This is a genomic window from Microbulbifer maximicatervae (SeqCode) (assembly GCF_052467695.1).
Genome location: NZ_CP174320.1, coordinates 1,513,278 through 1,538,961, shown reverse-complemented (window position 1 = coordinate 1,538,961; position 25,684 = coordinate 1,513,278). Strand labels below are relative to the sequence as shown.

Genomic DNA, 25,684 nt, shown 5'->3' with positions numbered 1-25,684 from the left:
AATTTTGTACTATATAATTTAAAAAATGTACGTTGTTTTAACTATCAATCTCAGTAGTCTTATTGAGGTCGCCAACTCCAGCTTCTTTTAAGAGCGAGTCTACCAGCGGCGCCATAGCTCGGTGTTTTAGAGCACTACCCACCAGAGCCTCAGGCAAGCTTTGTCCTTTGGATTCAGCCTCGCCATCTAAAATGCCGCTGCTTGCTCTACCATCAACACCATTTAAGCCTTCAACAGAGATAATTTTCATTCCCTCAATACTTTCCATCGGCTTAACGCTTTCACGGATAATATTGGGAAGATTTTCGTGCAGACTGAGCACCTTCTTAAGTGCGATCTGGGCCTCATTAAGGCTATTGAAAGCTTCATTCATCAGGCGCTGCCCCTCAGCATCCACCGCATATTTTTCACGATCAGCTTCAACTTTAATACGAATAGCCTCAGCTTCAGCTGCAGCCTGCAAGCGCAATGCTTCAGCCTTATCCTCTGCAGCTGCTTTCTCTGCATCGGCCATTACCTTAATACCCGTGGCCTGACGCTCCGCTACTTTTTGAGCTTCGATAATTTCAATGCGCTTATCACGCTCTGCAACTTCAACATCCTGAGCCGTGCGAACTTGCTCTTCGGCTTTTACTGCTTCAGCTCGAGCTACGTTGGCCTGTTGGTCCGCAAGAGATTGCTCTTTGGACTTTTCTGCAACAGCAATTGCACGTTCCTGCTTGGCAATTTCCACTGATTTCTCTTTGGAAATACGCTGCTCATCGAGAATACGCTCACCTTCAATCTCTTGCTCTTTCAAGCGACGCTCTTTCTCGATTTCCAGTAACTTAGTTGCCTGTTCCGCAGCAATTTGAGATTGGCTCACTTCGCGCTGGGCTTCAATTTCAGCCTTGCGTGCGGCGCGCTCCTGCTCAGCTAGTTCACGGGCAATATCCGCCTTCTGGGCAGCTTCGCGATTTTCCAGCTCGCGCTGTTGCTCCAGACGTGCGTAACGTTTTTCTTTTTCAATTTCTAATTTCTGGCGTTCAGCTTCGAGGTTTTTCTTCTCGATCTGCACCATGGTTTCCTGTTCTACATCATTGACCTCTTTACGGCGCACCTCAATAGAGCGGGTCATGCTGGCGAGGCCCTCGGCATCAAACACATTATCCTGATTGAAGAATTCTTTATGGGTTTGATCCAAACCGGTCAAAGATACAGCCTCGAGTTCCAATCCATTTTTTAATAGATCTTCGGAAACTACCTGCTGAACTTTTTGTACAAACTGGCTGCGCTGCTCGTGTAGCTCCGCCATTTCCATTTCTGCAGCTACCGAGCGCAATGCATCAACAAATTTACCCTCGATCATTTCCTTTAACGCTTCGGGGTCTAAAGTACGCAGCCCCAAAGTCTGTGCAGCATTAGCTATCGCATCTACATCCGGCTTTACTCGCAGATAAAATTCAGCAAGTACATCAACACGCATGCGGTCCTTGGTAATCAGCGCTTGATGCTCTTTACGGGAAACCGCCAGACGCAAAGTGTTCATGTTTACCGGAATGATTTCATGCAAAACCGGAAATACAGGTGCGCCACCATTCATAATAACCTTTTGCCCGCCCATACCGGTCCGTACAAATGAGCGCTCTTTCGAGGCTCTGGTATACAGGCGTGCAAATATAGCCCCGATAACAATCAAGGCCACTAATATGGTACCGCCAATAAATAATAAAAACGAAAAATTTCCTATCACTGCTAGTTTCTCCATTTAGTTATTCTCTATAAGATGTATGCTGGTGGGGCGTGTTACTCGAAAATGTGCTCCCAGCTCTTCAACCAGTAACACCTTATCCCCCTGATTAAATGTTTCACTTTCATCCGGTTCCACCATTACATAGTGTGTGGTTCCGTATTCATCACTAAAACGCGCTTCTGCTGGTGAACCGATTTCTGCTTTACCGATCGTAATAATCGCTACACGGCCTATAAAGGAATTTCTCTCAACTGCCTCGGATTCATCACCCACAGCAAAGCGCCGCATAATGTTGCCAACAAAACGTACCTGAGGTAGCGCAAGAAAAAAGACTGCCACAGCAAGTAAACCGCTCGGCAATAAATACCCAACAAGAGACTCTATGAGCATTTGGGCTACTAGGCCCGTCACCCCAAAGCTAACCAGAAAAGTTACTAGCAGTATAAGTGCAGGAACTTCACCGAAACGCAACCACCCAAGCAGCTTAGTCATCCCCCCAGACAACCCTGTATCTGGCACGTCAACATCAAAATTTGGTAATAAATTATCCAGTAAATCTGAAATACCAACACCAATCAATGTCATGATGCCTTCAAGAAGCGCTATCATAAACATTAAAATCAGCGCACCGATAAAGATCAGGTTTTGGTCTTGCAATAAAAATATCATCAGCCCCCCGATTTAATCTTGGCTAAACGTTCTTTCACACGATTATTTCGCGCGAACTCCTCAAGTTCTGCTAATTTGCTGGCATCTATCCCAGAGTCAAATGTCGATATAGCTGTATTACCTACTGCTCGATTAAATGCATCGGTAGCTTGTTCTACCTGGGCTTTTGGCTTTCTATCCCTGCCATATTCATCCGCAGTAACTCTACTACTTACCTTTTTATTGACTGCAATAAAATCTTGTAACTGCTCACGCATTTCACGTTTCTTACCTTGCAGGGCAAGAATATAGGAACCTAGTTCCTTTATTTCTATCTCATTTTCATTGATCGCTTTTTCTAAAATTGGAAGTTGCGCCTCAATATCCATTTGTTTGGCAATGGCGACTTCAGCCAAATCATCACGACCTTCATTTATAGCAATATCAATTTGTTCAGCTAAACGCTTATGACGAGCATTTTCATCGCTTAACGCTCTACTGTTTAGATACTTGGATGCCTCCACCTTCCCTAGCTGATCTCGCACATCTGCAATTGCATCATCCACCTCCCGAATTGCCTGCTCCATCACTGACTCTGGTGCAGCGGCTTCAACCGAGTCCACGACGGCATTGGCGGACACAGAGATTAAACGTGATATGCGCTTTATAAACCCTTCACTCATAACTTATCTCCTGCTCCCAAATAGAAAAATCCACCTTATTATTGGCTACAAACTTCAAATGATGTCGAAACAGTGTCCAATCTCTCACCAAAGATACTGTTTATGCTTTCCTGCTATGACGGCAAGACAATTTTTCCGCAAAGTATTACGAGTCTGCAGCAGAGTTTTTATAAGTAGCGCAATAGGATTGGAATCAATACTAAATTATATCAATGCCGTATTCTCTACGAGCAATTCCAATATCATTCAAATTAGTAAACTGCGATGACTTTTTCCCAAACAATAAGTCATTAATGGAAGGAACGCTTCTACACAGGAAAGTTATGACCGGGCAGATTTTTTTGCTCTGCCGAACCTCTCTCTACAGCAACCAATTTACGCATTTTTTACTTTGTGTGACAGCGCTACTGTGATCGATCGACACCATGGTAGGCATAGTCATCCGCCGGTAAACACGCCGAAATTTACTGGAGTTCATTGAGCATGACGTTCCTTTGCCTCACATGCATATAAATGTACACATACCAATAGAGTAGGTCAATCAATAGGAGGTAAAATGAGTGGATGACAAGTTTTTAAACGTGGGTCGCTTGCTTTTATGCTTTGCTTAAGTAGCAGCTATTAGCGCTGTAAAACTGAACATTGTGGTTGGTATACAATTCAAAAATCAATTACACGCTATAACAGCAGGCAAATAGTGACATAAAATCAACGCCAACTTATGGTTTTGAAAATATGAACGCGCCCGGCTCTAATTCATCCTTTAAGTGCTTGGGAAATCCTATTCTCAATGTCGATAGCTATAAAACTAGTCATTATCTGCAGTACCCCCCAGGAACATCACATATTAGTAGTTATGTAGAGTGTCGTGGCGGTGAATTTGCGTCGACGGTATTCTTTGGCTTGCAGGCGTTTATCAAGCAATACCTAAGCACCCCCATCAGTTTTCATCAAATTAATGAAGCTGAAAATATTTTAAAACCCCATGGACTGCCATTTAACCGTGATGGATGGAATCATATTTTAAACGACCACAATGGTTTAATGCCCCTTGAAATTACAGCGATAGAAGAAGGACAAGTTATTCCAGTAACCAATGTTTTAGCTCAGGTTGTTAATACCTGCCCCTCCTGCTTTTGGCTCACCACTTATATTGAAACTGCACTTTTACGGAGTATCTGGTATCCATCAACCGTAGCTACCCAGAGCCGCGAAATAAAGAAAATTATCTCACAGTATTTATTTGAAACAGCGGAAAATCTGGATACGCTGGAATTTCGTTTACATGATTTCGGGGCTCGGGGAGCCAGCAGTCTCGAAACAGCCATGCTGGGAGGCATGGCTCACTTAGTTAATTTTAAGGGGACTGATACGATATCCGGAATATTAGCCGCAAAAAGATTTTACAACGCCGCTGTACCTGGAGCTTCCATTCCCGCCGCTGAACACAGCACAATTATCGCTTGGGGACAGCAGCATGAGGAAGATGCTTACCGTAATATACTTGAGCAATTTTCTGGGGAAGGAAAAACTGTGGCTGTTGTCAGCGATAGCTACGATTTGTGGAATGCTATAGAGAATATCTGGGGGAAAAAATTAAAGGATAAAGTTACTCAAAGTGGCGGCACATTAGTAATAAGGCCTGACTCCGGCAACCCAGAGAAAGTCGTGATAGAAGCAATAGAAAGGTTGATGCGAATATTTGGCTCGCAGAAGAATAAAAAAGGGTATCGATTACTACCCCCCTTTATTCGAGTTATACAAGGAGATGGTATCACCCGCTTTGTAATCCCGAAAATTCTCCAAGCAATGAAAGAAAACAATCAAAGCACAGAAAATCTGACCTTTGGTATGGGTGGAGGATTACTACAAAAAGTTGACCGCGATATGATGGGGTTTGCAATGAAGGCCAGCGCTATCTGTATCAATGGCAGTTGGTACGATATTTTTAAGAATCCGAGAACCGGGCCCGAGAAAAGGTCCAAGGGTGGCCGCCTTGCCTTGATTCGCGGCGATGATGGTGCACTTCGAACTATTGCACAGAGCGATCTAAAATCAGAAGCTAACCTGCTGAGGCCGGTTTACCGCAACGGTATTCTGCTTAAGGACATTACTTTCGACAAAGTTCGAAGAAATGCTGCCCTCTGATTCCCGTTCCACCCTCACAACGTCTTACCCCTACGAAACTTCACTTTACCGAGCGAGTACTTTACAACTTTAGGTTGGTCCTGTTAGTTGTGCGTATCCAAAGTCTGACCTCCGTGCACACAAGGCCTCCAGCGTCAGTCGTAATAACAATAAGTACCCGAGAGAGTGCTCGTGCTCTCGTGGGAAAAGGTAGCCAATGGAAAGAAGAAAATTCCTCAAGATCGCCGGCGTCGGCTCCAGTGGTATTTTGTTGCCTCTACAGGGCATTCAGGTCAGCGCGGAGCAGCTGCTCAATGAGGGCATGCACAGCTCCCATAAAAGACACCTGGCTGATGTAGTCCTGAATACCGCGCGCAAAGCCGGGGCCAGTTATACCGATGTGCGTATCGGCCGCTATCTGAACCAGTACGTTATGACCCGCGAAACCAACGTGGAGAATATCGTCAACACAGAATCCCTTGGCGCTGGTATTCGTGTGATCGCCAATGGTACCTGGGGCTTCGCCGCCACCAACGACCTTACAGCGGATGGCGTCGCCCTTGCCGCGCGCCAAGCAGTTGCCGTAGCTAAGGCCAATGCCAAGTACCAAACCGAGCCCGTGCGTTTGGCACCGGTAAAAGGCGTGGGCGAGGTTTCCTGGCAGACACCTATCGAACAAAATGCCCTGCAGGTCCCCATCAGTGAAAAAGTCGATTTCCTGATGGATGTTAACAATGGGGCACTCAAAGCTGGGGCCAGCTATATCCGCTCTTCCCTGTATTTGGTGAATGAGCAAAAGTACTTTGCTTCTAGCGACGGCTCCTATATTGACCAGGATGTCCATCGCCTATGGGCACCTATGCAGGTGACCGCTGTTGATAAGCAGAGCGGTGCTTTCAAGACTCGCAACGGTCTCAGTGACCCAGTGGGGAGAGGCTATGAATACCTGGCCGGTCACGACAAAGACAAGATTCGCGGTCAGACCACGCTCTACAAAGCTTCCTATGATATGGCCGAGGATGCAGTGCTCGCAGCCGAGCAAGCCCAAGCCAAGCTGTCAGCCAAGTCCATCGATCCGGGCAAGTACGATTTGGTACTGGAACCCTCACATCTGTGCCTGACCATCCACGAATCTGTGGGCCATCCTCTTGAGCTGGACCGCGTGCTGGGTTACGAGGCCAACTATGCGGGAACTTCCTTCGCCACCCTGGATAAGTGGCGCAGCGGTAAATTCCAGTACGGCAGCGATAAGGTCACCCTGTTTGCCGACAAGGTGCAACCGGGCTCCCTCGGTGCCGTCGCCTATGACGACGAGGGGGTAAAAACCAAGCGTTGGGACTTGGTAAAAGATGGCATCCTGGTGAACTACCAGGCTACCCGCGATCAGGTGCATATGATCGACCAAAAGGAATCCCACGGTTGTAGCTATGGCGATAGCTGGTCCAGTGTGCAGTTCCAGCGCATGCCCAATGTCTCTTTGGCGCCAAGCGAAAAAGAATACTCGGCAAAATCCATGATCCGCGATGTGGAAAAAGGCATTTACATTGTCGGACGCGGCTCTTATTCCATCGATCAGCAGCGCTACAACTTCCAATTCGGCGGGCAGCTGTTCTACGAGATCAAAAACGGCGAGATCGTCGGCCAGGTTGAGGACGTCGCCTACCAGTCCAATACCCAGGAATTCTGGAATTCCTGCTCGGCGATTTGCGACAGCAGCGATTACCGCTTGGGCGGAACCTTCTTCGATGGCAAGGGCCAGCCGAGCCAGGTGAGTGCAGTCTCCCACGGCTGTTCCACCACTCGTTTTGACCAAATTAATGTAATCAATACCAAGCGCAAGATTTCCTGAGCGGCGCACAAGAATAAGTAATTGGAGAAAAGGCAATGGCCATTCTGAGTAGAAGTGAAGCGAAGCGTATTCTCGACAAGGTTTTAAAATACAGCCGCGCTGATGAAGCCAGCGCGCAGCTGGCCGGCAGCGAAACCGGCAATATTCGCTACGCGCGCAACAGCGTTTCCACCAGTGGTATCGTCAATGATATCGAGCTGGCCGTAGAAGCCCGTTTCGGCAAGAAATCCGGTGTGGCCACTATCAATGAATTCAGTGATGCCTCCCTGGAAAAAGTGATGCGTCGCGCCGAAGAGTTGGCCAAGCTATCTCCGGAAAACCCGGAAGCCATGCCGATGCTGGGACCGCAGAAATATGTCAGCGTAGACGGCTTCGCCAAGTCCACTGCAGATATCACTCCAGACCAGCGCGCCAAGGCTGCGGCAGATTCCATTATTGCAGCCAAGGAAAAGAAAGTGGTTGCCGCAGGTTACCTGGAAGACCAGCGCTCTTTTGCTGCAGTCGCCACCAGTAAACGCTTGTTCGGCTACCACGCTTCTACCTCTGCCAATTTCACTGTAACTATGCGCACCGAGAATGGCCTGGGTTCTGGTTGGGCCGAAAGTGACGTTACCGATTTCGGTGCAATGAATACCGGCAGCACCTCCTCTGTCGCCATCGACAAAGCGGTCCTGTCCCAGGAAGCCCGTGCCCTGGAACCGGGCAAGTACACCGTGATCCTTGAGCCCAATGCGGTGTCCGGCCTGGTGGGTTACATGATGAGCGGCTTCGATGCGCGCAGTGCCGACGAAGGCCGCAGCTTTATGAGCAAAAAGGGCGGCGGCAACCGGACCGGCGAGAAGATGTTCGACAAGCGCGTAAATTTCTACTCCGACCCCACCAGTCTCGATGTGCCGGCTCAACCCTGGACCGACGGTGACTTTATGCAGCTGGGACGCACCGAATGGGTGAAAGACGGCGTAGTGAAAAACCTGGCGCGCAGCCGCTACTGGGCCGAGCAAAGCAAAGGCGAAGTGGTCCCCGAACCCAACAACCTGATTATGATCGGCGGCGATAAAACCACCGAAGAACTGATCAAAAATACCCGCCGCGGTATTTTGGTATCCCGCACCTGGTATATCCGTATGGTCGATCCACAGTCCATGCTGCTCACCGGCCTCACCCGCGACGGCACCTTCTATATCGAAAACGGCAAGATCAAATACCCGGTGAAGAACTTCCGCTTCAACGAGAGCCCGGTAATCATGCTCAACAATATCGAAGATATGGGCGTCCCCCAGCGAGTGGGTATGTGGGGCATGTCCGCCATGATTCCCGCGTTGAAAGTGCGCGACTTCACCTTCAGCAGCCTTTCCGACGCCGTATAACAGCCAGCACCCATCGAGGATAACGAAATGGAAAGAAGAAAATTTCTCCAGCTCAGCGGTGCCGGCCTGGGTGTTTCCATGTTGCCGCTGTCCGGCAATCTGGTCGCCGAGAGCAAACTGACACAAAGCGGTATTGATCTCTCTGTAAAAAAAGAATTTGCCGATGTCGCCCTGAATACCGCCACTAAACTCGGCGCCACTTATGCCGATGTGCGTATTGGTCGCTACCTGAACCAATACGTGATCACCCGCGAGATGAAAGTGCAGGACGTGGTGAACACCGAATCTATCGGCATGGGGATTCGGGTTATTGCCAACGGCACCTGGGGCTTTGCTGCCACCAATGACCTGACAGCCGATGGCGTCGCTCGCGCCACCCGCCAGGCAGTAGCTACCGCCAAGGCCAACTCCAAGTACCAGCAGGAGCCAGTACAGCTGGCTCCGGTAAAAGGCCACGGCGAGGTGAGCTGGCAGACACCGATCCAGAAAAACGCTATGCAGATCCCCCTGGCCGACAAGGTGGACCTGTTAATGGACGTGAACAAGTCCGCTATGGATGCCGGCGCCAGCTATATCAATTCCATGTTGTACCTGGTGAATGAACAAAAGTATTTTGCCTCTACCGACGGCTCCTATATCGACCAGGATGTCCACCGTTTGTGGGCGCCCTTCTCGGTCACCGCAGTGGACAAGAAAACTGGCGGCTTCCGTACCCGCCAGGGCCTCAGCCAGCCGGTAGGACGCGGCTTTGAATACCTGGATGGCCGCGCCGAAGACAAGATCCAAGCGCAGACAGTGCTCTACCGCGACTCCTACGATATGGCCGAAGACGCACGCCTGGCGGCGCAACAAGCCAAGGAAAAGCTCACGGCTAAATCGGTCAAACCGGGCAAGTACGACCTGGTGCTGGACCCAAGCCACCTCTGGCTCACCATCCACGAATCCGTCGGCCACCCACTGGAGCTGGACCGCGTGCTCGGCTACGAGGCCAATTTTGCCGGTACCTCTTTCGCCACTATCGATAAATGGCGCAGCGGCAAATTCCAATACGGCAGCGACAAGGTCAACCTGTTTGCCGATAAGGTACAGCCCGGCTCTCTCGGCGCCGTCGGCTACGACGATGAAGGCGTGAAGACCCGCAACTGGGATCTGGTAAAAGACGGCATACTGGTGAACTACCAGGCCACCCGCGACCAGGTACATATGCTGGGGCAAAAGAAATCCCACGGCTGCTGCTACGCAGACAGCTGGTCCAGCGTGCAATTCCAGCGCATGTCCAACGTTTCACTGTTGCCTGGCAAGGAGGAGCTGAGTGTTGACGATATGATCAAGGATGTGGAAAAGGGCATTTATATTGTGGGTGCCGGTTCCTTCTCCATCGACCAGCAGCGCTACAACTTCCAGTTCGGTGGACAGCTGTTCTACGAGATTGAAGACGGCAAGATTACCGGCATGGTGGAGGACGTCGCTTACCAGTCCAACACCCAGGAATTCTGGAATGCCTGTTCGCAAGTCTGCGACAAAGATGATTACCGCTTGGGTGGTTCCTTCTTTGACGGTAAGGGACAGCCGATGCAAACCAGTGCGGTATCTCACGGTAGTTCCACTGCACGCTTCGACGGGATCAATGTGATTAACACCAAGCGCAAGCTGGGCTAGCCATTAATCCAGGCGGGAACTGGCCAGCAAACCAGTCAGCTCCCAGCATTGAAAATAAATGGGCAGAAGGAAAGAAGGTGCTCCGTTCGAGACCGTATGAGGCATGGATGCCGATTACGAGCGTACAGGGATGTATTTACAGCGTGTCTCGAACGGAGCACCTTCTTTCCTTTGCTCTCAACAATAAAAACCAACGCAGTAACAGAGTTATCCCGTGTCCCTCACCCGCAAGGCTTTTCTTCAGCGCCTGATCCTGGGTAGCTGCGCCGCAGCGCTGCCGCTGGGCACAGGCGCACAAAATACCGCACCGGGTAGTGCGCAGGAGCACTACGATTTTTATTTCACCCGCTTGATGTACGAGTCCGGTGACTGGGATGTGGATCAGCGCATGCCTTCCAACCTGCTCAATTCACTGGTGGAATACACCAATCTCAGGGTTGATCCCAAAGAGCACATAGTGCCGCTGGCCGATAAGAAAATGCTGCTGGCGCCTTTCTGCTACCTGGCCGGACACAAGCTGGTGCAGTTCACCACGGAAGAGGCAAAGAATTTCCGCGATTACGTCAATCGCGGTGGCTTTGTATTTGTCGACGACTGCAACCACGATATCGACGGTCTCTTTGCCAAATCCTTCGAAGCGCAAATGGTCGAGCTTTTTGGCAAAGACTGCCTGCAAAAGCTCCCAGACGATCACGGCCTCTACCGCTGTTTCTTTCAATTCGATGAACTGCCAGTAACCAGCTTTGAATTAAATGGCTGGGGTGATGATCTGGTACACGACTACCTGAAAGCCATTGTTGTAAACGGCCGTATCGCCGTGCTCTACAGCAACAAAGATTTCGGCTGCGAATGGGACTACGACTACCGCAACAAACGCTGGCTCGCCATCGATAACACAAAATTTGCGGTGAACATTGTTATTTACGCACTGACGAGCTGATTATGCTGACCACCCTGGAAAATAGTATCGAACAACAACTGCACAGCCTCGACAATCTGCAACAGGAGATTGCGCGGGTGATTGTCGGCCAGAAACCCGTAGTGGAGCAGATGTTGATCTGCCTATTGGCCGGCGGCCACGCCCTACTCGAAGGGGTGCCGGGGCTGGGTAAGACCCTGCTGGTAAAAACCCTCGCCGATGCCAGTGCGCTGGATTTTAAGCGGGTACAGTTCACCCCGGATTTAATGCCCGGAGATATTCTCGGCAGTGAGATCCTCGAAGAGGATCACAGCACCGGCAAGCGCTTTTTTAAATTCCAGCAGGGCCCGGTTTTCACCAATATCCTGCTCGCCGATGAAATTAACCGCACACCGCCGAAAACCCAGGCAGCCCTATTGGAGTCCATGCAGGAAGGCTCGGTAACCGTGGGCGGTAAAACACTGAAATTGCCCGATCCTTATTTCGTACTGGCCACACAAAACCCCATCGAGCAGGCCGGCACCTATCCGCTGCCGGAAGCTCAGCTGGACCGCTTCCTGTTAAATATTCATATCGACTATCCCGATGAGCGGGATGAAGTTGAAATCCTGCGCTCCACCACCGGTGCCAGCAGGGTCAAACCCAGCCCCAGCCTGGATGCGGAGCAATTGCGCGAAATGCAGCAACTGGTGCGGGAAATTCATGTCAGCGACGATTTATACCGCTACGTGGCGGCACTAGTGCGCGCTACCCGTATAGAAACCAGCGGCAGCGATACCCTGCAACAATGGATCAAGTGGGGGGCCGGTCCCCGCGCGGGGCAGGCTCTGATTCTCGCCGCCAAGGCCCGCGCCCTTTTGCAACGACGCCTCGCCATCACCCGCGAGGATATCCGCAGCCTGTTACTGCCAGTGCTGCGCCACCGGGTGCTGCTCAGCTTCCAGGCCCAGGCCGATGGCGTGCAGATGCCACAGCTGATTGATGAATTACTGACGGCGGTGCCGGAACCGGGCCGGGACTGATCAGCGTGGAATACCTGTCCCCCAAAACCCTGGCCAGTTGTCGCGATCTGGTATGGCTGTCGCGGCATATCGCCGAGGGCGTAATGCTCGGTGTGCAACACAGCCAGCGCCGTGGCACCGGCCTGGAATTTCACCAATACCGAGGTTATCAAGCGGGTGATTCCATCCGCCATATCGACTGGAAACTGTTCGCCCGCAGCGATCGCTACTATGTGCGCGAGACCGAGCAGGAGAGCCGTATGCACGTGTGCTTTGTACTCGATAGCAGCGCCTCCCTGGGCCAGGCAAGTTTTATCGAACCCAGCCTGAATAAACTGCATTACGCCAAGTGCTGGATCGCCAGCCTGTGCTGGCTGCTCAACGCCCAGGGAGACAGCTTTTCCCTATTGGCGTTTAACAGTAGCAGAACGGTTTATGTGCCCGAAGGCCAGGGCGAGAGCCACCAGCGTCAAATCGCTCTTCAGCTACAACAACTCGACGCCAGCGGCCACTGGCCAGATCGCGCTCAACTGGCGCCGCTGTGGCAATACTTTGAACGCCCCTGTCAGGTGGTGTTACTGAGTGATTTTTTTCAACAGGGCAATGAGATCGGCGATTTTGCCGCACGCCTGCATGCCGCCGGCCGCCCCTGCCTGCCACTGCAGTTGTTAGTTGAAGCCGAGCAGACTTTTCCTTTTGTCGGAGAGCTAAAGCTGCTCAATCCAGAAGTAAGCGCCGGTACGCCCGCAACTTTAGAAGTAGACGCCGAGCGGCAACGCCAGTCTTACCTGGATACTTTTGCTCAAGCACAGAGCGAGTTAAAAGCACGCTTTGCCGCACAGGAGTGTTCACTGCAGACCGACCTTATCGAGAAGCCTGTGGAAAAGTCACTGCGGCAATTTATTCAGCTGCACGGCAGGTTGTGCTGAGATGTTGTGGATAAATAACTTATTTCAATCCCCACAGTGGCTATGGCTATTCACAGCCCTGATTATCCCTATCGCCATTCATTTGCTGCGCCGAAGTAATCCACAGCAGATCTCCTTTGCTGCGCTGCAATGGGTACAAAGATATTCACAGAGTCGCGCGCGCCGCCCTATTGTGGATAACAAGTGGTTGCTGCTATTGCGCCTGCTAATCGTCGTACTGCTGGCAGGTTTATTGGCACAGCCGCTGATTAAACGGGAAATTTATCCCCAAGAGGGCGTGATACTGGTAGACCCCAGAATTGGGGCGGGCGAAGCGAATACATTTATCCACAATTCACTGCCACAGCTTGTCGGGGAAGGTTATAAAGTACTGTGGTTATCCCCAGAAACACCTTCCGTAACCTCACCCCCACCACAAAATGTGGACCTGTGGAAAACTCTATCAGTACTATCACGCCGGGCGGATTTGCGCAGGGCTCATATCCTGTTGATAAACAACGGGGTTCCAGCATCCCACCAGGCACTAAGAGTCAGTCCCCATTGGCAGTGGCACGGCCTCGACAAAACATCCATAGCTCCGAGCCCGGTATTACCGAGTATCGCTTTAATGGGCAAACCACCCAGCTGGTGGGCGCCAGTGCTGGAAGACTGGCAAAGCAATATGCCGAGACTATCGGTGCATATTCAGGAACAAGAAGAGACACCCAATGCCGAGCAGGCAGATTGGTTGATCTACACGGGCCCCGCTCCCCTGCCACAAGCCGTGCTGGAATTTGTTTCAGATGGCAGCCTGTTAATCACCGACAACAGCATCCCCCCTGCCGATAATCTCAACTTCGTTGCTGTGGATAACAGCCAGTCAGCTCAAGCGGCCTCAGTGGGACGGGGAAGTTGGCTGCGCTACGAAAGTGACTGGTACAGCGAGGCCTTTTATCGCCGCGCAGATTTACCTGAACGTTTATGGCAGCACTGGTCTGGGCAAGACTGGGCTCTGCAACACCAAAATCGTGGCCACTGGTCTGCCAATAAAGTAGTGGCAGACATAGCTGGGGCAGGCCTTCCTGTAGAAGACAGCGAGGTAGAAAACCGCCGTATTGAACAACTGCAACCCTGGTTAATAGCCGCCCTACTGTTACTTCTGGCTTTTGAACGCCTAATTGCCCTATCTCGTCCCCCAGCCATCATGGCAATCGATAGTAATAGGGAGGCCGACCATGCATAAGCACCAGTCCACCCTTAACGCTGTGCGCAGGCGCTGGCAACTGACAGCCCTGTGGCCCTATCTCTGGCTTGCCACTGGCCTCAGCCTTCTGGCGGGCTTGGGCATTTTTGTATTCGGCTGGCCACAGTGGCTATTGCTCGCCTGGCTCGGAATTATTGTTGTAGCAATTCTATTGGATCGCAGCTGGCGCCCAAGCCCTGAAAGCCTATGTCGACAATTGGATGGACAATATCCACAGCTGCAAGACAGCAGCCAGTTGCTTAGCCAACAGAAAACCAACCTAAGTCCATTGCAGCAATTACAGCGCACGCGTATCGAAACAGAGCTGCAACAACTGCTGGAAAGTGGCGACCGGTCGTTTTTCGGTCCAAAAAAACTCCGCAGTACCCTGACAAATGCTTTTGGTGCCTGCCTGGGACTATTGTTATTTGTACTGAGCGATTCTCACTTCACCGGGGATAAAACTGAGACCACGCAACAAAATACGGCTATTCCCGTTGCCGAAAAGCTCGCCATAACCCGCGCGGCAACCCATATCCAGCCGCCCGCCTACACTGGGCTCGCAGCCGACAGCCAATCCCTACAAGTCGACGTGCCGGAGCAGTCTGCGGTCGAGTGGCAACTTGAATTGAATCAACCGGTGCAAGGGCTGGAAATGCTGGCCGAAACTGAGCGCTTCGCCTTTTCTCCACTAGGTGATCTACCCAGTAAAAAATGGCAATTACAACGCACAATCGCTAAAGCAGACTTTTACCAGCTCTCAGTGCAACTCGCGGAGAGCCAAATGCTATTGCCGGAAATTCATAATATTCGGGTGCAAAAAGACAATGCTCCGGAGTTTACCTTTGAGGCACCCAGCTTGCGCGTCGATACGATTCAAGGCAGCGCTCAAAGTATTCCCGTGAAAGTAATCATTAATGATGATTACCAGGTGAGTTCTGCGGATTTATTGGTCACCCTCGCCAGCGGCACCGGGGAAAATTTACGCTTTCGCGAAGAGCGTATTGCTCTCACCAGTTTGCAACCCACTGCTTTATTAACAAACTCCTCGGAAGATAAGAAAGCAGCTCGCTACGATTTCCTCCTGCCCATCCACCAGTTTTCCATGGAAGCGGGAGATGAACTTTACTGGTATTTGGAGGCCAGGGATAACCGCGAGCCCAGCGCCAACGTTGCCAAGAGCCAACACTTTATCTTGCGCTGGCCGCAAGAAGAGATTTTCGGGCTGAGTGACAGCGAGGGGATGGCGATTAAGATATTACCGGAGTACTTCCGCAGCCAACGCCAGCTGATTATTGACACCGAGGCCCTACTAGCAGAGCGAGAGCAGCTGCATCCACAGGAGTTTCGCAAACGCTCTGAGGGTTTAGCCTATGAACAGAATTTGCTGCGCATGCGCTACGGCCGCTTTCTCGGCGAAGAGGATTCGGAAGCGGAGCATTCTGGCGCAGAGAGCGAGAAGCACGATGATAAAGAAGAATCCGAACACGGCCATAGCCACGATCATACAGAACAAGGTGAGCACCAATCACATGGCGAAGAAAATGCCACTCCCTTTGCACAGCGAGACTCCCATTTCCAACAGGCAGAGCGCATAGCTGCTTCTGCCGGACACCGGCATGACAGCTCAGAGCATGCCACCCTGTTCGATCCCCAAACCAAGGAGCTACTGCGCAACGCGCTGAATGCCATGTGGAGTTCCTGGCGCGACCTGTCGGTTATAGAGCCCCAAGCCTCCCTGCCCCACCAGCACCGGGCTCTGCGCTTTATCAAGGAGGTACAGCAGGCTTCGCGTATTTACTTACAAAGAGTCGGGTTCGAGGCGCCCCCCATAGACGAAAGCCGCCGGCTTAGCGGTGAACGGGAAGACGTAGCGCCAGAAACTGTCGACAGTGCCTTTGAACAAAAACAAAGAGCACAGGTACTCGCCCTAATGGCCCAAGTAGACTCTGGCGCCGAACTCGATACCGATCTGCTGGTGCAGATAAATGAGCTAGCTGCAGAGCAATCATTAGATCTCGGCCTGGAACTGTCCAAACAGCTGCGTTTATACCAGCAGCGCCACCAGCAACCGAATTGCATCGATTGCACGAACTCCCTGAATCAGCTGCTCTATCAGCTACTGCCAGCACCGGAGTCTGCGCCTTCACTGCCTTTGCAAACTGAGGCCGACGGCCATTTCAGCCGTTGGCTACACCAGCAAGGGGAGAAATCATTGTGATTGATTTCTTGATACCCGGCCTGTGCCTGTTGGCCTGTTTAACATCACTCGTACTGTTGCGCCGCCGAGGTACCAAGCCGTTCGACTATGGCCTGCAACTGGCGATTTGGCTGAGTGCCTGGATGCTCTGGCAGCCGCCGGCGATCATTCCCACCGAGCGCAATATCTCTATCAACAGCAAACAGCTGGCGAGCTCACATCCAATAAATCTCAATGGTGTGGAAAATATCTCTCTCAATGGGGAGCCACTCGGCCGCGACAAACTTCGGGACCTGGCACCGGTGCGTCTGGAGTTATCGAAGATCCTGGAATCTGATGGCCGCTGGGAATTGGACTGGCAGCGGCAAATTACCTTTGGTGATTCTTTAAAGTTAAAGGTTCACAACAACCAGCCACTGACTGAAAACGTAAAAATTAGCCTGCTCAATCCCTACGGCCATATTGAAGACAGTCTTGAGCTGAAAGTGGGAGAAACAATTCAGGCACAACTCACTGCCACTCCAAAACTCGCGGGCCCCCAGCTATACCGGGTACGGACGGAAAGCGAAGCCGGCGAAACCCATACAGTTCCCTTACCCATCCTGGTGCGAGAACCGCTCCAACCCAAATTATTACTGTGGCTGGCACGCCCCTCTTTTGAGACGGCAGCCCTCTCTCGCTGGCTGCGCCAATCCGGTGTAACAGCACAAGTGATGACCCAGTTGGCACCTGAAATTAGTAGAAAAGAAACTCTCAACGGCCTTCCACTTACCGGGTCTGCAGATTTATTCACGAATGAAAGTCCCTTCGATTTAGTGATACTCGACAGCAGTTTGTGGCCACAATTTTCTGCTCTGCAAAAGCGTCAGCTCAACGAGCTGGCCACTACAAAGTCACTGTTGTGGTTAGTCACTAGCGATAGCTCTGAAGAGTTTCTCCAGTACGCTGCTGCCCAATCCATGCCTCTACAAAAGGAAGAAGCCACCCACTTACATTCCGGCTTTGGCTACCAAAAAGCGGACAATCCAGAGATTCCCCCACTGCGTAATCTTGGCTTCAAAGTCACACAGCCCGGCTCCTACGACTTTTTACTGGGCAATGGAGAGTCCCCACATTTCTGGGGGCGTTCGACTGAGACACAACACCTGGGGTTTATCCTATTTAGTGACAGCCATCGCTGGCTAACCAGTGGCTTTACTACTGAATTCGCCAGCCTGTGGAAGTCCATTATTGATTACCAACTCAAGCATTTGGGTAGTCAGCAGCCAGTAATCCTCTCCAATGAGTTACCGCGTACACAAGAACGCATCACCCTATGCAGCCCACTTTTTTCTGATCAGAGTCCATTCTTATCAGAGTTTCAAGATAGCTCCCGCTCTACCAAAGGAATCGCCGCAAGCAGAAGTTCCCAGGGTCAGTGCTACAGCTTCTGGCCCCAAAATTCAGGTTGGCACCAGCTTTGGACTGAATTGGAAGGGGAGTCGGTACTAGACTTCTATATCTTTGCCAAAGAGGACTGGCCTCTATGGCAGCAGTCCCTGAATGCCAGGGAAACCCAACTAATGGCTGCCGCACGTTTGGGGCCAGAAGCAAATAATCAGGCAAACAGGGTTTTGTTGGGGCGCCAATGGCCGGCCCTTATATTGCTGTTACTAGTGTGTATAAGCTGGTGGCGGGAACGCAGGCTTTTGAACAGATCACGACCCTGAGGGCTGCACCGAGGGCTTATTTCCGGGCTTAGCCTCTTGCTTGGGAAATATCATCTGGTCGACGGGATACCCCAAAGCTTTGGCCTTCTGTAAAAACTGCTCCAACACATCCTTGGGCATGGTTGGGGTGCGGGACAATATCCACAGATAGGATTTATCGTAGCCAGATACCATCGCGTATTGGTAGTCATCCGATAGAGCAATCACGATATAAGATGAGTAAAAGGGGCCAAGAAAAGAGACTTTCAAATGGCCCACATTTTTCGGGCCGACAAACTCGGCCCTCCCCTCCGCCATTTGCCAGGCATCACGCGCTTTTGAATAGCCGGTATTAATCACCGCGACAGAACCATCATGGTTGAGACTGTAGTCGGCAGTTACCTGGGTCAGGCCGCGCTCGAATGAGTGATCCAATCGAGCAATCTCATACCAGTGACCTAAATATCGCTGAAGCTGGAAGTTTTGGACAGGCTCAACCCCCTCCGGCACCCGGGTACAGGCACCCAGCCAGAAAAAGGAAATCAGTAATACACCCAGTGAAAACAGCTTCATCTAGCCACTCCCAGCAAGCTCCCCTCAAGTCAGAATAGAAGGCAGGGGTTTCACAAGATCAGGATAGTTTCGGGAATCTGTATTTCACCCATAAAAAAACCACCGCCAGGGTGGTTTTTTTATCGCTGGACTGACCAACTTATTTTTCGACGAAAGCGCGCTCAATCACATACTCGTGAGGTACACCTGCGCGGGTCTCCTTGAATCCCCAGTCATCGAGGATATTGGTGAGATCCTTCAGCATTGCCGGGCTGCCGCACAGCATAAAGCGATCTTCCTCAACACTCGGCTTGGGCACACCCAGATCGGTGAAAAGCTTTCCGGACAGCATGAGATCAGTCAGGCGGCCAGTATTCCGATAGGGCTCACGGGTCACGGTTGGGTAGTAAAGCAGTTGCTCGCGTACCATCTCGCCAAAGTACTCGTGTTCCGGCAATTCGTTCTCGATCTGCTCCTGGTAAGCCAGCTCAGAAACATAGCGAACACCGTGAGTAAGGATTACCTGGTCAAAACGCTCGTAGACCGTGGGATCTTTGATGATGCTCATGAAAGGTGCCAAGCCAGTACCCGTGGACAGCAACCACAGGCGTTTGCCCGGCAGCAGGTGGTCCGCCACCAGAGTACCGGTGGGTTTTTGGCTCACGTAGATCTCATCGCCCGGCTTAATCTTCTGCAGGCGGGAGGTCAGGGGGCCATCGGGAACCTTGATACTGAAGAATTCCAACTCATCTTCGTAGTTGGCACTAGCAATAGAGTAGGCGCGCAGCAGTGGACGGCCATTGTCCTGCTGCAAACCGATCATCGTGAAATGTCCGTTCTCAAAGCGAAAACCCGAATCCCGGGTGGTCTTGAAGCTAAACAGTGTGTCGTTCCAGTGATGGACTTCCAACACCTTCTCTATATTCAATTTGGACATAAACTTAAAACCGGTTATTCCACGAGTCTCTTGATAGTTGAATTTTAGCCCTAGAAGATCTATTGGCAAAGTGGGATATTTCGATATTCCTTATCTATTTTAACGATCAACTGGAGATATCCCTTTGCGCTACACGCTCCGCCAGTTAGAGGTGTTCCTTGCCTGTGCCCATCACGAAAATGTCAGTCGTGCTGCGGAGAGCCTGAGTATGTCCCAGTCCGCAGCCTCCACAGCGCTGAAAGAGTTTGAACAGCAGTTTGAGTTGCGCCTGTTCGAGCGCACCGGTAAGCGATTGCGTCTCAATGAACTGGGACGGCAATTGTGGCCAAGGGCGGAAGAACTCCTGGAGCGAGCCCAGGAACTTGAGCAGACACTGGCCACTCACCGGGAACTGGGAAGCCTGAAGATCGGAGCCACCCTGACCATTGGCAACTACCTGACTGCCAGCGTGATGGCTCGTTATATGGAAGAGCAGCCCGGTACTCAAGTACAACTGGAAGTTGCCAATACCGCAGCGATTGCCGAGAGGGTGCTCAATTTTGAATTGGACCTGGGATTAATTGAAGGAGAGATCAATCACCCGGATCTGGAAATCATCCCCTGGCGCCATGATGAGCTGGTTGTTTTCTGTGCACCAAACCACCCTTTGGCAGGCCGCAAGCGCCTCGCCGATAAAGACCTGATCAGTGCAACCTGGATCACCCGGGAATCGGGCTCTGGAACGCGACAGACTTTTGAAAGAGCCATGGCAGGGCTATTGCCACAACTACATATCCTATTGGAATTGCAGCATACAGAAGCGATCAAGCGAGCCGTAGAAGCGGGATTGGGAATCAGCTGCCTTTCCCGGGTGTCTTTATCCGACGCCTTAAAGCGGGGCTCTTTAATTGAGCTGTCAGTGCCACAAAGAAACTTTCAGCGGGAGTTCTATTTTGCCTTGCAGAGACAAAAGTATAGAAGTGCGGGGATTAAGCGGTGGATAGAACTGTGTAAGAATGAAGATTGATATAGCCCTTTCAGTAACCAATTTCGCTTTATAAAGTCTCAAACTCAATGCTCTAATGTCTAACTTTTTATTATTAGAGTAAAGAATATATATTCAATCCCTGCATTCAATTTTTGGTTGCAGATGATTAAAGCTGTTATGAAGATAGAGGACGCAGTTGTAAGTGGCATTACAAGCAAAGAACTGTAGTGTAGTTTAAAAACTCCGGGGATCAACCAAGCATTATCTGATACGCATTTAAGATCCGAAGGATTGTATGCACTTCGCGATGATAGGATCATATCCTGAGTGAAACGCCCTGTGCGAATCCGCATGCAGGGCGTTGGGGGCTGTAGGTTAGATACCTTCAGCTGCTCGATTGCGAGCCCTAAATTTGCCTAGAAACCCATTTATTTACATAACGACCTGTAGCCGTAGATATCTTTTCAAGCCTGTCACAAGCTCCAAATGCCATGCCTGAGCCAATGGATTTTGTGATTTCACTTGAGAGTTTTCCATTCTGATAGATAGAGATACGAAAGCTAGCAGTTGAGCTAGGTCTAACTGCCATAAAAGTCCATCTATGAGGAATAACTTCTGTAAATTCAACCTTTACTCTTATCGCGTCTGTACTTATCTTTGCTTCACTTTCTAGATATTCAAAATTGAGCTGATGATCCGAGGCAAAATTGATTATTGAATTTTCAAGCATTTCTAGCATTGAACACTCATTCTTTACTTTATCTAGGTTGCTCGGATCACTAAATATCACTGGCATTAGGTAAATATCATGTACTTTCGTTGGCGAAATCTCTGACTCTGATACTTGCGGAGTGGTTTGCTTGTTTGAACATGCCATTATTGAGAATGATATTAGAAAGAGGGTAAATGCTCTTGAAATCAAAGTGACTTCTCCTTTAGTAATCAGCATTATCGAGATGGAGTGGCACCTCTCGGTGCTCCTCCTACACCATCAAGCATACGGGGCACGTACTATGACAGTTCAATTTTTTCTACCTGCCAATTCTGGCAGCCCAAAGCCCCTAAAGTATCTATTTGGTAATGCCTTGTAAAGGACAGTACTTTTACCTAGCCTTCATGAGATATGTGCTGATTTGCCCGCACCCCACGCTAAAAAACTATCAATGCTCAGTTTCCTTAATCTGCAATAACCACGTCGTTCCCACTGTTTCAAAGAAAACATCGCAACTTCGGCCTTCTCCACTTGTCCTGCTCTTTAAGAGAAGAAGTTACTTCACTGATATTAAAATACGCTATCCGTAAGTAACCAATAAACTCCATCTAGCAATTCCAAGGAGCTTATTATAGCCCTACTGATCTTCTAGATAGGTTATGCCCAGCAGCCATTTTATTTTTCATCCTGACCTTTTAACAGACTTGTGAAATTGGCAGCCTTATTTTCTTTCGGAAATTCAGAATTTGGCTTCTCACAAGATAAAAATTCACAAAGAGGTTCCCAGCCGTCTTTTACATTTAAAAACAGAATGTTGCTCTCTGGAATAATCTCTTTAATATTATTCATATGGGAATAATATATAATACGAGCGTGATCTTTAGAAAAATCATTAGAAAATGTTTTATCTACTATATATTTTTTTACAAGTTTAATAAAACATGATGCTCTTTCGTAATCAACGTTATTAGCCCAGCACAGAGCGGGAAAAACCGTTTTACTCATACTGGAATACCAACCATCAAAATCTCTCTCTGTCATGATCACTTTTGCTGATGGGTTTGCTAAAGTAAACTCTTCTACAAAAAGACAAACCGGCCAATCCAGCATTGCCTCATATTTATCTGAAAGAGATTTCCAGTCAGGAAATTCCTTATTCATCTCCATTAGCCAGTGCTGACTAAGAGATTGAGAAGCTGCAAAATCACTCATATGAAGACATGAGCTAAAACCCAGAGTTTCTAAAGCCAGCTTTAGTGAAAAAGTTCCTGTACGTCCAAATCCCGCACCAATAATTTTAACACTCATAAAATTCAAACATAAAACGAAAACATAAAATAACTAACGCTGGCGATTATATAATCCAAAGGAAAACCAAGAATAAAACTCTCATATTAGCCCTATTCACTTTACCTAAAATAGGCTTGCCTATCATCAATGGGCTAGAAACGTAGATTACAGATAAACAATTATTGACAAGTAAGCCTGAAATATCACAGATGTTATTCAGAGCTTCCCTAGAACTTCAAGCCAAAGTTAACAACAAGCGGAATATCTATTCCATCATTGTCACTGAACAGGTTGGCGTTGGAGAAGTGTTTCCAGGAAACCATTAGCACCAGATCTTCTTTCCCTCTCCAGTTAATTCGCGCAGCATATCCAACCTGTGCCTGGAAAGAAAAGTTATTATCCTGACGACGGTTTCCCAATTGGTTGCTGGAAATATAGCTAGGACCCAACGCTCTAACAAAGAAATAAGGTTGCCCCCAACTTCTTTGCCTGGGATATAGATTCAATTGAGGATAGATGGAAAACGCTCTTATACGTTTATTTTCATCAGCATCAGTAGTTAGCTCAGTATAGCTAACACCTATATCAATATGCTGACGGTAACTCTTTTTAAATGTTTTAAAGGAATAATCTATCCCGTAGGTTTTATTATTCTGACTTGAATCAGGTTGCGGGCCACCGCCAAAACTCACTAAGAGTTCATCAGCAGTAACTGGCTGAGCCAAAAGAATTGTCGAAACTACAGCCAGTACCCACTTCATATGCTATCCCTAGGTTAAAGCTCTCTAAGAGAAAAATTAAATACGTCTTTTAAATATTAAAGATGTATTGATTCCGCCAAAGGCAAAATTATTACTCATCACATACTCAGTATCGATGTGCTTTCCACTGCCCTGGATATAGTCTAATTCTGCGCAATCAGAATCAACCTCTGCCAAATTAATCGTGGGATGGAACCAACCGTTACGCATCATCTGAATGCTTATCCAAGCCTCCAATGCGCCACAGGCACCCAATGTATGACCGGTATAGCTCTTAAGTGAGCTTATGGGTACTGCACGCCCAAATGCATTACGGGTTGCGTGACTTTCCGCAATATCGCCTCGGTCCGTAGCTGTGCCATGCGCACTGACATAACCTATTTCGCTAGTCTCTACCCCAGCCTGTGCTATTGCCTGCTGCAATGCCACCTGCATAGTTGCCGATTGAGGTTGGGTAACGTGGCTGCCATCAGAGTTGGTTCCAAACCCCACGACCTCTGCATAAATCCTGGCTCCACGGGCAATCGCGTGCTCATACTCTTCCAAGATAAGTGTACCGGCGCCCTCGCCGATAACTAATCCATCCCGGTTGCGGTCGAAGGGACGAGGAGACAATTCAGGGGTGTCGTTCTTTGTTGAAGTCGCATATAAGGTGTCAAAGACCGCAGCCTCAGTTGCACACAACTCCTCTGCACCACCGGCCACCATAATGGTTTGGCTACCATTGCGAATTGCCTCATAGGCATACCCAATCCCCTGGCTTCCAGAGGTACAAGCGGAACTTGTGGTATAAACCCGTCCACACAAACCGAAAAATACCCCAATATTGACCGCCGCCGTATGGGACATCATTTTTATATAACTGGTCGCATTGAGGCCGTCGGTGCGGTGATTTATCAACATATTGCCGAAATCAGCCACTGCTGACGGAGTGCCTGCTGACGAGCCATAGGAGACTCCGACAGCACCACTTTTGAGAATGGGGTCATCCAACAATCCCGCATCCTCAAGCGCAATCTCACTGGCGCGAACCGCCATTAATGAAACGCGCCCCATGCTACGCACACGTTTACGGTTGTAGTGAGCCGGTTTTTCGAAGTCCTTTACCGGCGCGCCCAGTCGGGTTTCAAGCCCCTCATACTTATCCCAGTCTTCCATGTAGGAAATGCCTGAAAGACCGCTCTGTAAAGCCTGACTAACCGAGTCCCAACCCTGGCCGATAGGGGATATTCCGGCCATTCCTGTAACAACCACGCGCTTCATTAGCAGAGACCACCATTTACTGAGATAACTTGACGGGTGATGTAAGCGGCACGTTCGTGCATCAGGAACGCTACAGTTGCCGCCACTTCTTCTGGTTTACCCATTCTGCGGGCAGGCACCATTTTTAAAATTTCTTCAACGGGCAAGTCTTCATCCAACATATCGGTGTCAATGAGGCCCGGAGCAACACAATTCACGGTAATCTTTCGCTTGGCTAACTCCAACGCCAATGCCTTACTCGCACCGATCAAACCCGCTTTGGATGCGGAGTAATTTACCTGGCCGCGATTTCCAGCAATGCCGGATACAGAAGTCATCACGACAATACGGCCGGGCGCACGGCGCCTGACCATTGGCATGGTTAAGGGGTGTAAAACATTGTAGAAACCATCCAGATTGGTGTGTACAACAGAATCCCAATCTTCTGCAGGCATCGCAGGGAAAGCATTGTCAGCAGTAACACCAGCATTGCACACAATGCCGTAGTAGCAGCCATTACTCTCGACATCTTCCAATAAGACATCCCGTGCTTGCTCCCGGTCGGCAATATCAAACTGCAAAATTCTGCTTTTTCGCCCTAACTTAGCAATCTCTTCTGCTGTTTCCTCTGCTTGATCACGGCGGCTGCGGCAATGTAAAACAATATCGTAGCCATCTTCAGCTAACTGAAGTGCAATCGCCCGGCCAATACCACGACTGGAACCGGTAACTAAAACCCACTCTGACATTTAGTTTCTTTCCTTCAAGTACTGTTCTACGTTATCCGGCTGATAAACATTAAGCCGCGCGCTCTGCTCGATAGATGAGCCGGTTATCACACACTCAAATGTCGCCATGCCATTTTCAGCCTGGAGAATGCGCTGGACATCAATTGTTAATTCTTCCCCGCAGCGATAACTCTCGATATTTGACAGGAACTTGCGAGTACCCAGTAAAAAACCCAGGCGAACGTCTTTTCCCTGTTCTTTTGCATGATATCCGGAGAAAGCTGCGATGGATTGGGCCATATATTCAATACCCACGTAAGCGGGAACACGACCGTTGCGGGAAAATATTCCATCATCACGAACTCGCAACTTTGCCTGTAGCTGCTCCTCGCCTACAGAGATCACTTCATCGAGAAGTGACATATTTCCACTGTGTGGAACCAGTTCTTCAGCAGTATATTTGTGCATCTA

Annotated in this window: 22 protein-coding genes; 11 read left to right on the top strand and 11 right to left on the bottom strand. The window is 49.7% G+C overall.

The genetic code is table 11. The features are described from left to right. Positions 1-37: 37 nt before the first annotated feature. The 3 genes from ACJJI8_RS06690 to ACJJI8_RS06680 are packed head-to-tail and all read right to left on the bottom strand — an operon-like array spanning position 38 to position 3,063. A complete protein-coding gene (locus ACJJI8_RS06690; protein ID WP_444934596.1) occupies positions 38-1,747 on the bottom strand; it encodes a flotillin family protein in 1,710 nt (569 codons plus the stop codon). After that, entirely contained in the window at positions 1,748-2,401 is a 654-nt protein-coding gene (locus ACJJI8_RS06685) for a YqiJ family protein (RefSeq protein ID WP_444934595.1), read from the bottom strand. After that, positions 2,401-3,063 (bottom strand): PspA/IM30 family protein, encoded by a 663-nt coding sequence (locus tag ACJJI8_RS06680; RefSeq protein ID WP_444915067.1) that lies wholly within the window; start codon positions 3,061-3,063, stop codon positions 2,401-2,403. Before ACJJI8_RS06680 ends, ACJJI8_RS06685 begins: the two co-directional genes overlap by 1 nt. A gap of 735 nt (positions 3,064-3,798) precedes the next feature. Between ACJJI8_RS06680 and ACJJI8_RS06675 the strand changes: the two genes are divergently transcribed. The 10 genes from ACJJI8_RS06675 to ACJJI8_RS06630 all read left to right on the top strand — a co-directional run bounded on the left by ACJJI8_RS06675 (position 3,799) and on the right by ACJJI8_RS06630 (position 18,045). Then, positions 3,799-5,211 (top strand): nicotinate phosphoribosyltransferase, encoded by a 1,413-nt coding sequence (locus ACJJI8_RS06675; protein ID WP_444915068.1) that lies wholly within the window; start codon positions 3,799-3,801, stop codon positions 5,209-5,211. A gap of 196 nt (positions 5,212-5,407) precedes the next feature. Beyond that, positions 5,408-7,039, top strand: a complete 1,632-nt coding sequence (locus ACJJI8_RS06670; RefSeq protein WP_444892495.1) for a TldD/PmbA family protein — start codon at positions 5,408-5,410, stop codon at positions 7,037-7,039. 35 nt (positions 7,040-7,074) lie between these two features. Next, positions 7,075-8,406: a TldD/PmbA family protein gene (locus ACJJI8_RS06665; protein WP_444895545.1), complete on the top strand. Its 1,332-nt coding sequence runs from the start codon at positions 7,075-7,077 to the stop codon at positions 8,404-8,406. Positions 8,407-8,433: 27 nt separating this feature from the next. Then, positions 8,434-10,065, top strand: coding sequence for a TldD/PmbA family protein (locus tag ACJJI8_RS06660; protein ID WP_444934594.1), 1,632 nt, complete (start codon positions 8,434-8,436; stop codon positions 10,063-10,065). A gap of 214 nt (positions 10,066-10,279) precedes the next feature. Further along, a complete protein-coding gene (locus ACJJI8_RS06655) occupies positions 10,280-11,005 on the top strand; it encodes a DUF4159 domain-containing protein (protein ID WP_444934593.1) in 726 nt (241 codons plus the stop codon). Positions 11,006-11,007: 2 nt separating this feature from the next. Then, a complete protein-coding gene (locus ACJJI8_RS06650; RefSeq protein WP_444934592.1) occupies positions 11,008-12,006 on the top strand; it encodes an AAA family ATPase in 999 nt (332 codons plus the stop codon). A 5-nt stretch (positions 12,007-12,011) separates the two neighbouring features. Beyond that, positions 12,012-12,914: a DUF58 domain-containing protein gene (locus tag ACJJI8_RS06645; protein ID WP_282930461.1), complete on the top strand. Its 903-nt coding sequence runs from the start codon at positions 12,012-12,014 to the stop codon at positions 12,912-12,914. Between the two features lies 1 nt (position 12,915). Next, on the top strand, positions 12,916-14,136 hold the full coding sequence (locus ACJJI8_RS06640; RefSeq protein ID WP_444934591.1) for a BatA domain-containing protein: 1,221 nt from the start codon (positions 12,916-12,918) through the stop codon (positions 14,134-14,136). After that, positions 14,129-16,357, top strand: a complete 2,229-nt coding sequence (locus tag ACJJI8_RS06635) for a hypothetical protein (RefSeq protein ID WP_444934590.1) — start codon at positions 14,129-14,131, stop codon at positions 16,355-16,357. The genes ACJJI8_RS06640 and ACJJI8_RS06635 overlap by 8 nt, the downstream gene beginning before the upstream one ends. Further along, complete coding sequence (locus ACJJI8_RS06630) at positions 16,354-18,045, top strand: hypothetical protein (protein WP_444934589.1); 1,692 nt, start codon at positions 16,354-16,356, stop codon at positions 18,043-18,045. Before ACJJI8_RS06635 ends, ACJJI8_RS06630 begins: the two co-directional genes overlap by 4 nt. Here the strand turns inward: ACJJI8_RS06630 and ACJJI8_RS06625 are convergent. Then, positions 18,034-18,597 (bottom strand): lipocalin family protein, encoded by a 564-nt coding sequence (locus tag ACJJI8_RS06625; RefSeq protein ID WP_444906728.1) that lies wholly within the window; start codon positions 18,595-18,597, stop codon positions 18,034-18,036. The genes ACJJI8_RS06630 and ACJJI8_RS06625 overlap by 12 nt on opposite strands. Positions 18,598-18,736: 139 nt before the next feature. After that, on the bottom strand, positions 18,737-19,513 hold the full coding sequence (locus tag ACJJI8_RS06620) for a ferredoxin--NADP reductase (RefSeq protein WP_413663957.1): 777 nt from the start codon (positions 19,511-19,513) through the stop codon (positions 18,737-18,739). Positions 19,514-19,637: 124 nt separating this feature from the next. Between ACJJI8_RS06620 and ACJJI8_RS06615 the strand changes: the two genes are divergently transcribed. Next, positions 19,638-20,519: a LysR family transcriptional regulator gene (locus ACJJI8_RS06615; RefSeq protein ID WP_444934588.1), complete on the top strand. Its 882-nt coding sequence runs from the start codon at positions 19,638-19,640 to the stop codon at positions 20,517-20,519. Between the two features lie 367 nt (positions 20,520-20,886). Here ACJJI8_RS06615 and ACJJI8_RS06610 read toward each other — a convergent pair whose 3' ends face one another. The 6 genes from ACJJI8_RS06610 to ACJJI8_RS06585 form a co-directional block, all read right to left on the bottom strand. Further along, the gene (locus ACJJI8_RS06610) at positions 20,887-21,402 is read right to left on the bottom strand and encodes a hypothetical protein (RefSeq protein WP_444934587.1); all 516 of its coding nucleotides are present in this window, start codon (positions 21,400-21,402) and stop codon (positions 20,887-20,889) included. Between the two features lie 465 nt (positions 21,403-21,867). After that, a complete protein-coding gene (locus tag ACJJI8_RS06605) occupies positions 21,868-22,500 on the bottom strand; it encodes a sulfotransferase family protein (protein WP_444934586.1) in 633 nt (210 codons plus the stop codon). Positions 22,501-22,709: 209 nt separating this feature from the next. Continuing rightward, entirely contained in the window at positions 22,710-23,243 is a 534-nt protein-coding gene (locus ACJJI8_RS06600) for an acyloxyacyl hydrolase (protein WP_444934585.1), read from the bottom strand. Between the two features lie 36 nt (positions 23,244-23,279). Continuing rightward, positions 23,280-24,506, bottom strand: a complete 1,227-nt coding sequence (locus ACJJI8_RS06595; protein ID WP_444906732.1) for a beta-ketoacyl-ACP synthase — start codon at positions 24,504-24,506, stop codon at positions 23,280-23,282. Next, a complete protein-coding gene (gene fabG / locus ACJJI8_RS06590; protein ID WP_282930472.1) occupies positions 24,506-25,234 on the bottom strand; it encodes a 3-oxoacyl-ACP reductase FabG in 729 nt (242 codons plus the stop codon). Before fabG ends, ACJJI8_RS06595 begins: the two co-directional genes overlap by 1 nt. Beyond that, entirely contained in the window at positions 25,235-25,681 is a 447-nt protein-coding gene (locus tag ACJJI8_RS06585) for a hotdog family protein (protein WP_413663951.1), read from the bottom strand. Positions 25,682-25,684: the final 3 nt, after the last annotated feature.

Excerpts from the sequence above, each read along its gene's own strand:
- ACJJI8_RS06660 (WP_444934594.1), top strand. The coding sequence starts at position 8,434 with ATGGAAAGAAGAAAATTTCTCCAGCTCAGCGGTGCCGGCCTGGGTGTT.
- ACJJI8_RS06605 (WP_444934586.1), bottom strand. The coding sequence starts at position 22,500 with ATGAGTGTTAAAATTATTGGTGCGGGATTTGGACGTACAGGAACTTTT.
- ACJJI8_RS06620 (WP_413663957.1), bottom strand. The coding sequence starts at position 19,513 with ATGTCCAAATTGAATATAGAGAAGGTGTTGGAAGTCCATCACTGGAAC.
- ACJJI8_RS06690 (WP_444934596.1), bottom strand. The coding sequence starts at position 1,747 with ATGGAGAAACTAGCAGTGATAGGAAATTTTTCGTTTTTATTATTTATT.
- ACJJI8_RS06625 (WP_444906728.1), bottom strand. The coding sequence starts at position 18,597 with ATGAAGCTGTTTTCACTGGGTGTATTACTGATTTCCTTTTTCTGGCTG.
- fabG (WP_282930472.1), bottom strand. The coding sequence starts at position 25,234 with ATGTCAGAGTGGGTTTTAGTTACCGGTTCCAGTCGTGGTATTGGCCGG.
- ACJJI8_RS06600 (WP_444934585.1), bottom strand. The coding sequence starts at position 23,243 with ATGAAGTGGGTACTGGCTGTAGTTTCGACAATTCTTTTGGCTCAGCCA.
- ACJJI8_RS06680 (WP_444915067.1), bottom strand. The coding sequence starts at position 3,063 with ATGAGTGAAGGGTTTATAAAGCGCATATCACGTTTAATCTCTGTGTCC.
- ACJJI8_RS06685 (WP_444934595.1), bottom strand. The coding sequence starts at position 2,401 with ATGATATTTTTATTGCAAGACCAAAACCTGATCTTTATCGGTGCGCTG.
- ACJJI8_RS06585 (WP_413663951.1), bottom strand. The coding sequence starts at position 25,681 with ATGCACAAATATACTGCTGAAGAACTGGTTCCACACAGTGGAAATATG.
- ACJJI8_RS06595 (WP_444906732.1), bottom strand. The coding sequence starts at position 24,506 with ATGAAGCGCGTGGTTGTTACAGGAATGGCCGGAATATCCCCTATCGGC.
- ACJJI8_RS06665 (WP_444895545.1), top strand. The coding sequence starts at position 7,075 with ATGGCCATTCTGAGTAGAAGTGAAGCGAAGCGTATTCTCGACAAGGTT.
- ACJJI8_RS06635 (WP_444934590.1), top strand. The coding sequence starts at position 14,129 with ATGCATAAGCACCAGTCCACCCTTAACGCTGTGCGCAGGCGCTGGCAA.
- ACJJI8_RS06670 (WP_444892495.1), top strand. The coding sequence starts at position 5,408 with ATGGAAAGAAGAAAATTCCTCAAGATCGCCGGCGTCGGCTCCAGTGGT.
- ACJJI8_RS06675 (WP_444915068.1), top strand. The coding sequence starts at position 3,799 with ATGAACGCGCCCGGCTCTAATTCATCCTTTAAGTGCTTGGGAAATCCT.
- ACJJI8_RS06650 (WP_444934592.1), top strand. The coding sequence starts at position 11,008 with ATGCTGACCACCCTGGAAAATAGTATCGAACAACAACTGCACAGCCTC.
- ACJJI8_RS06640 (WP_444934591.1), top strand. The coding sequence starts at position 12,916 with ATGTTGTGGATAAATAACTTATTTCAATCCCCACAGTGGCTATGGCTA.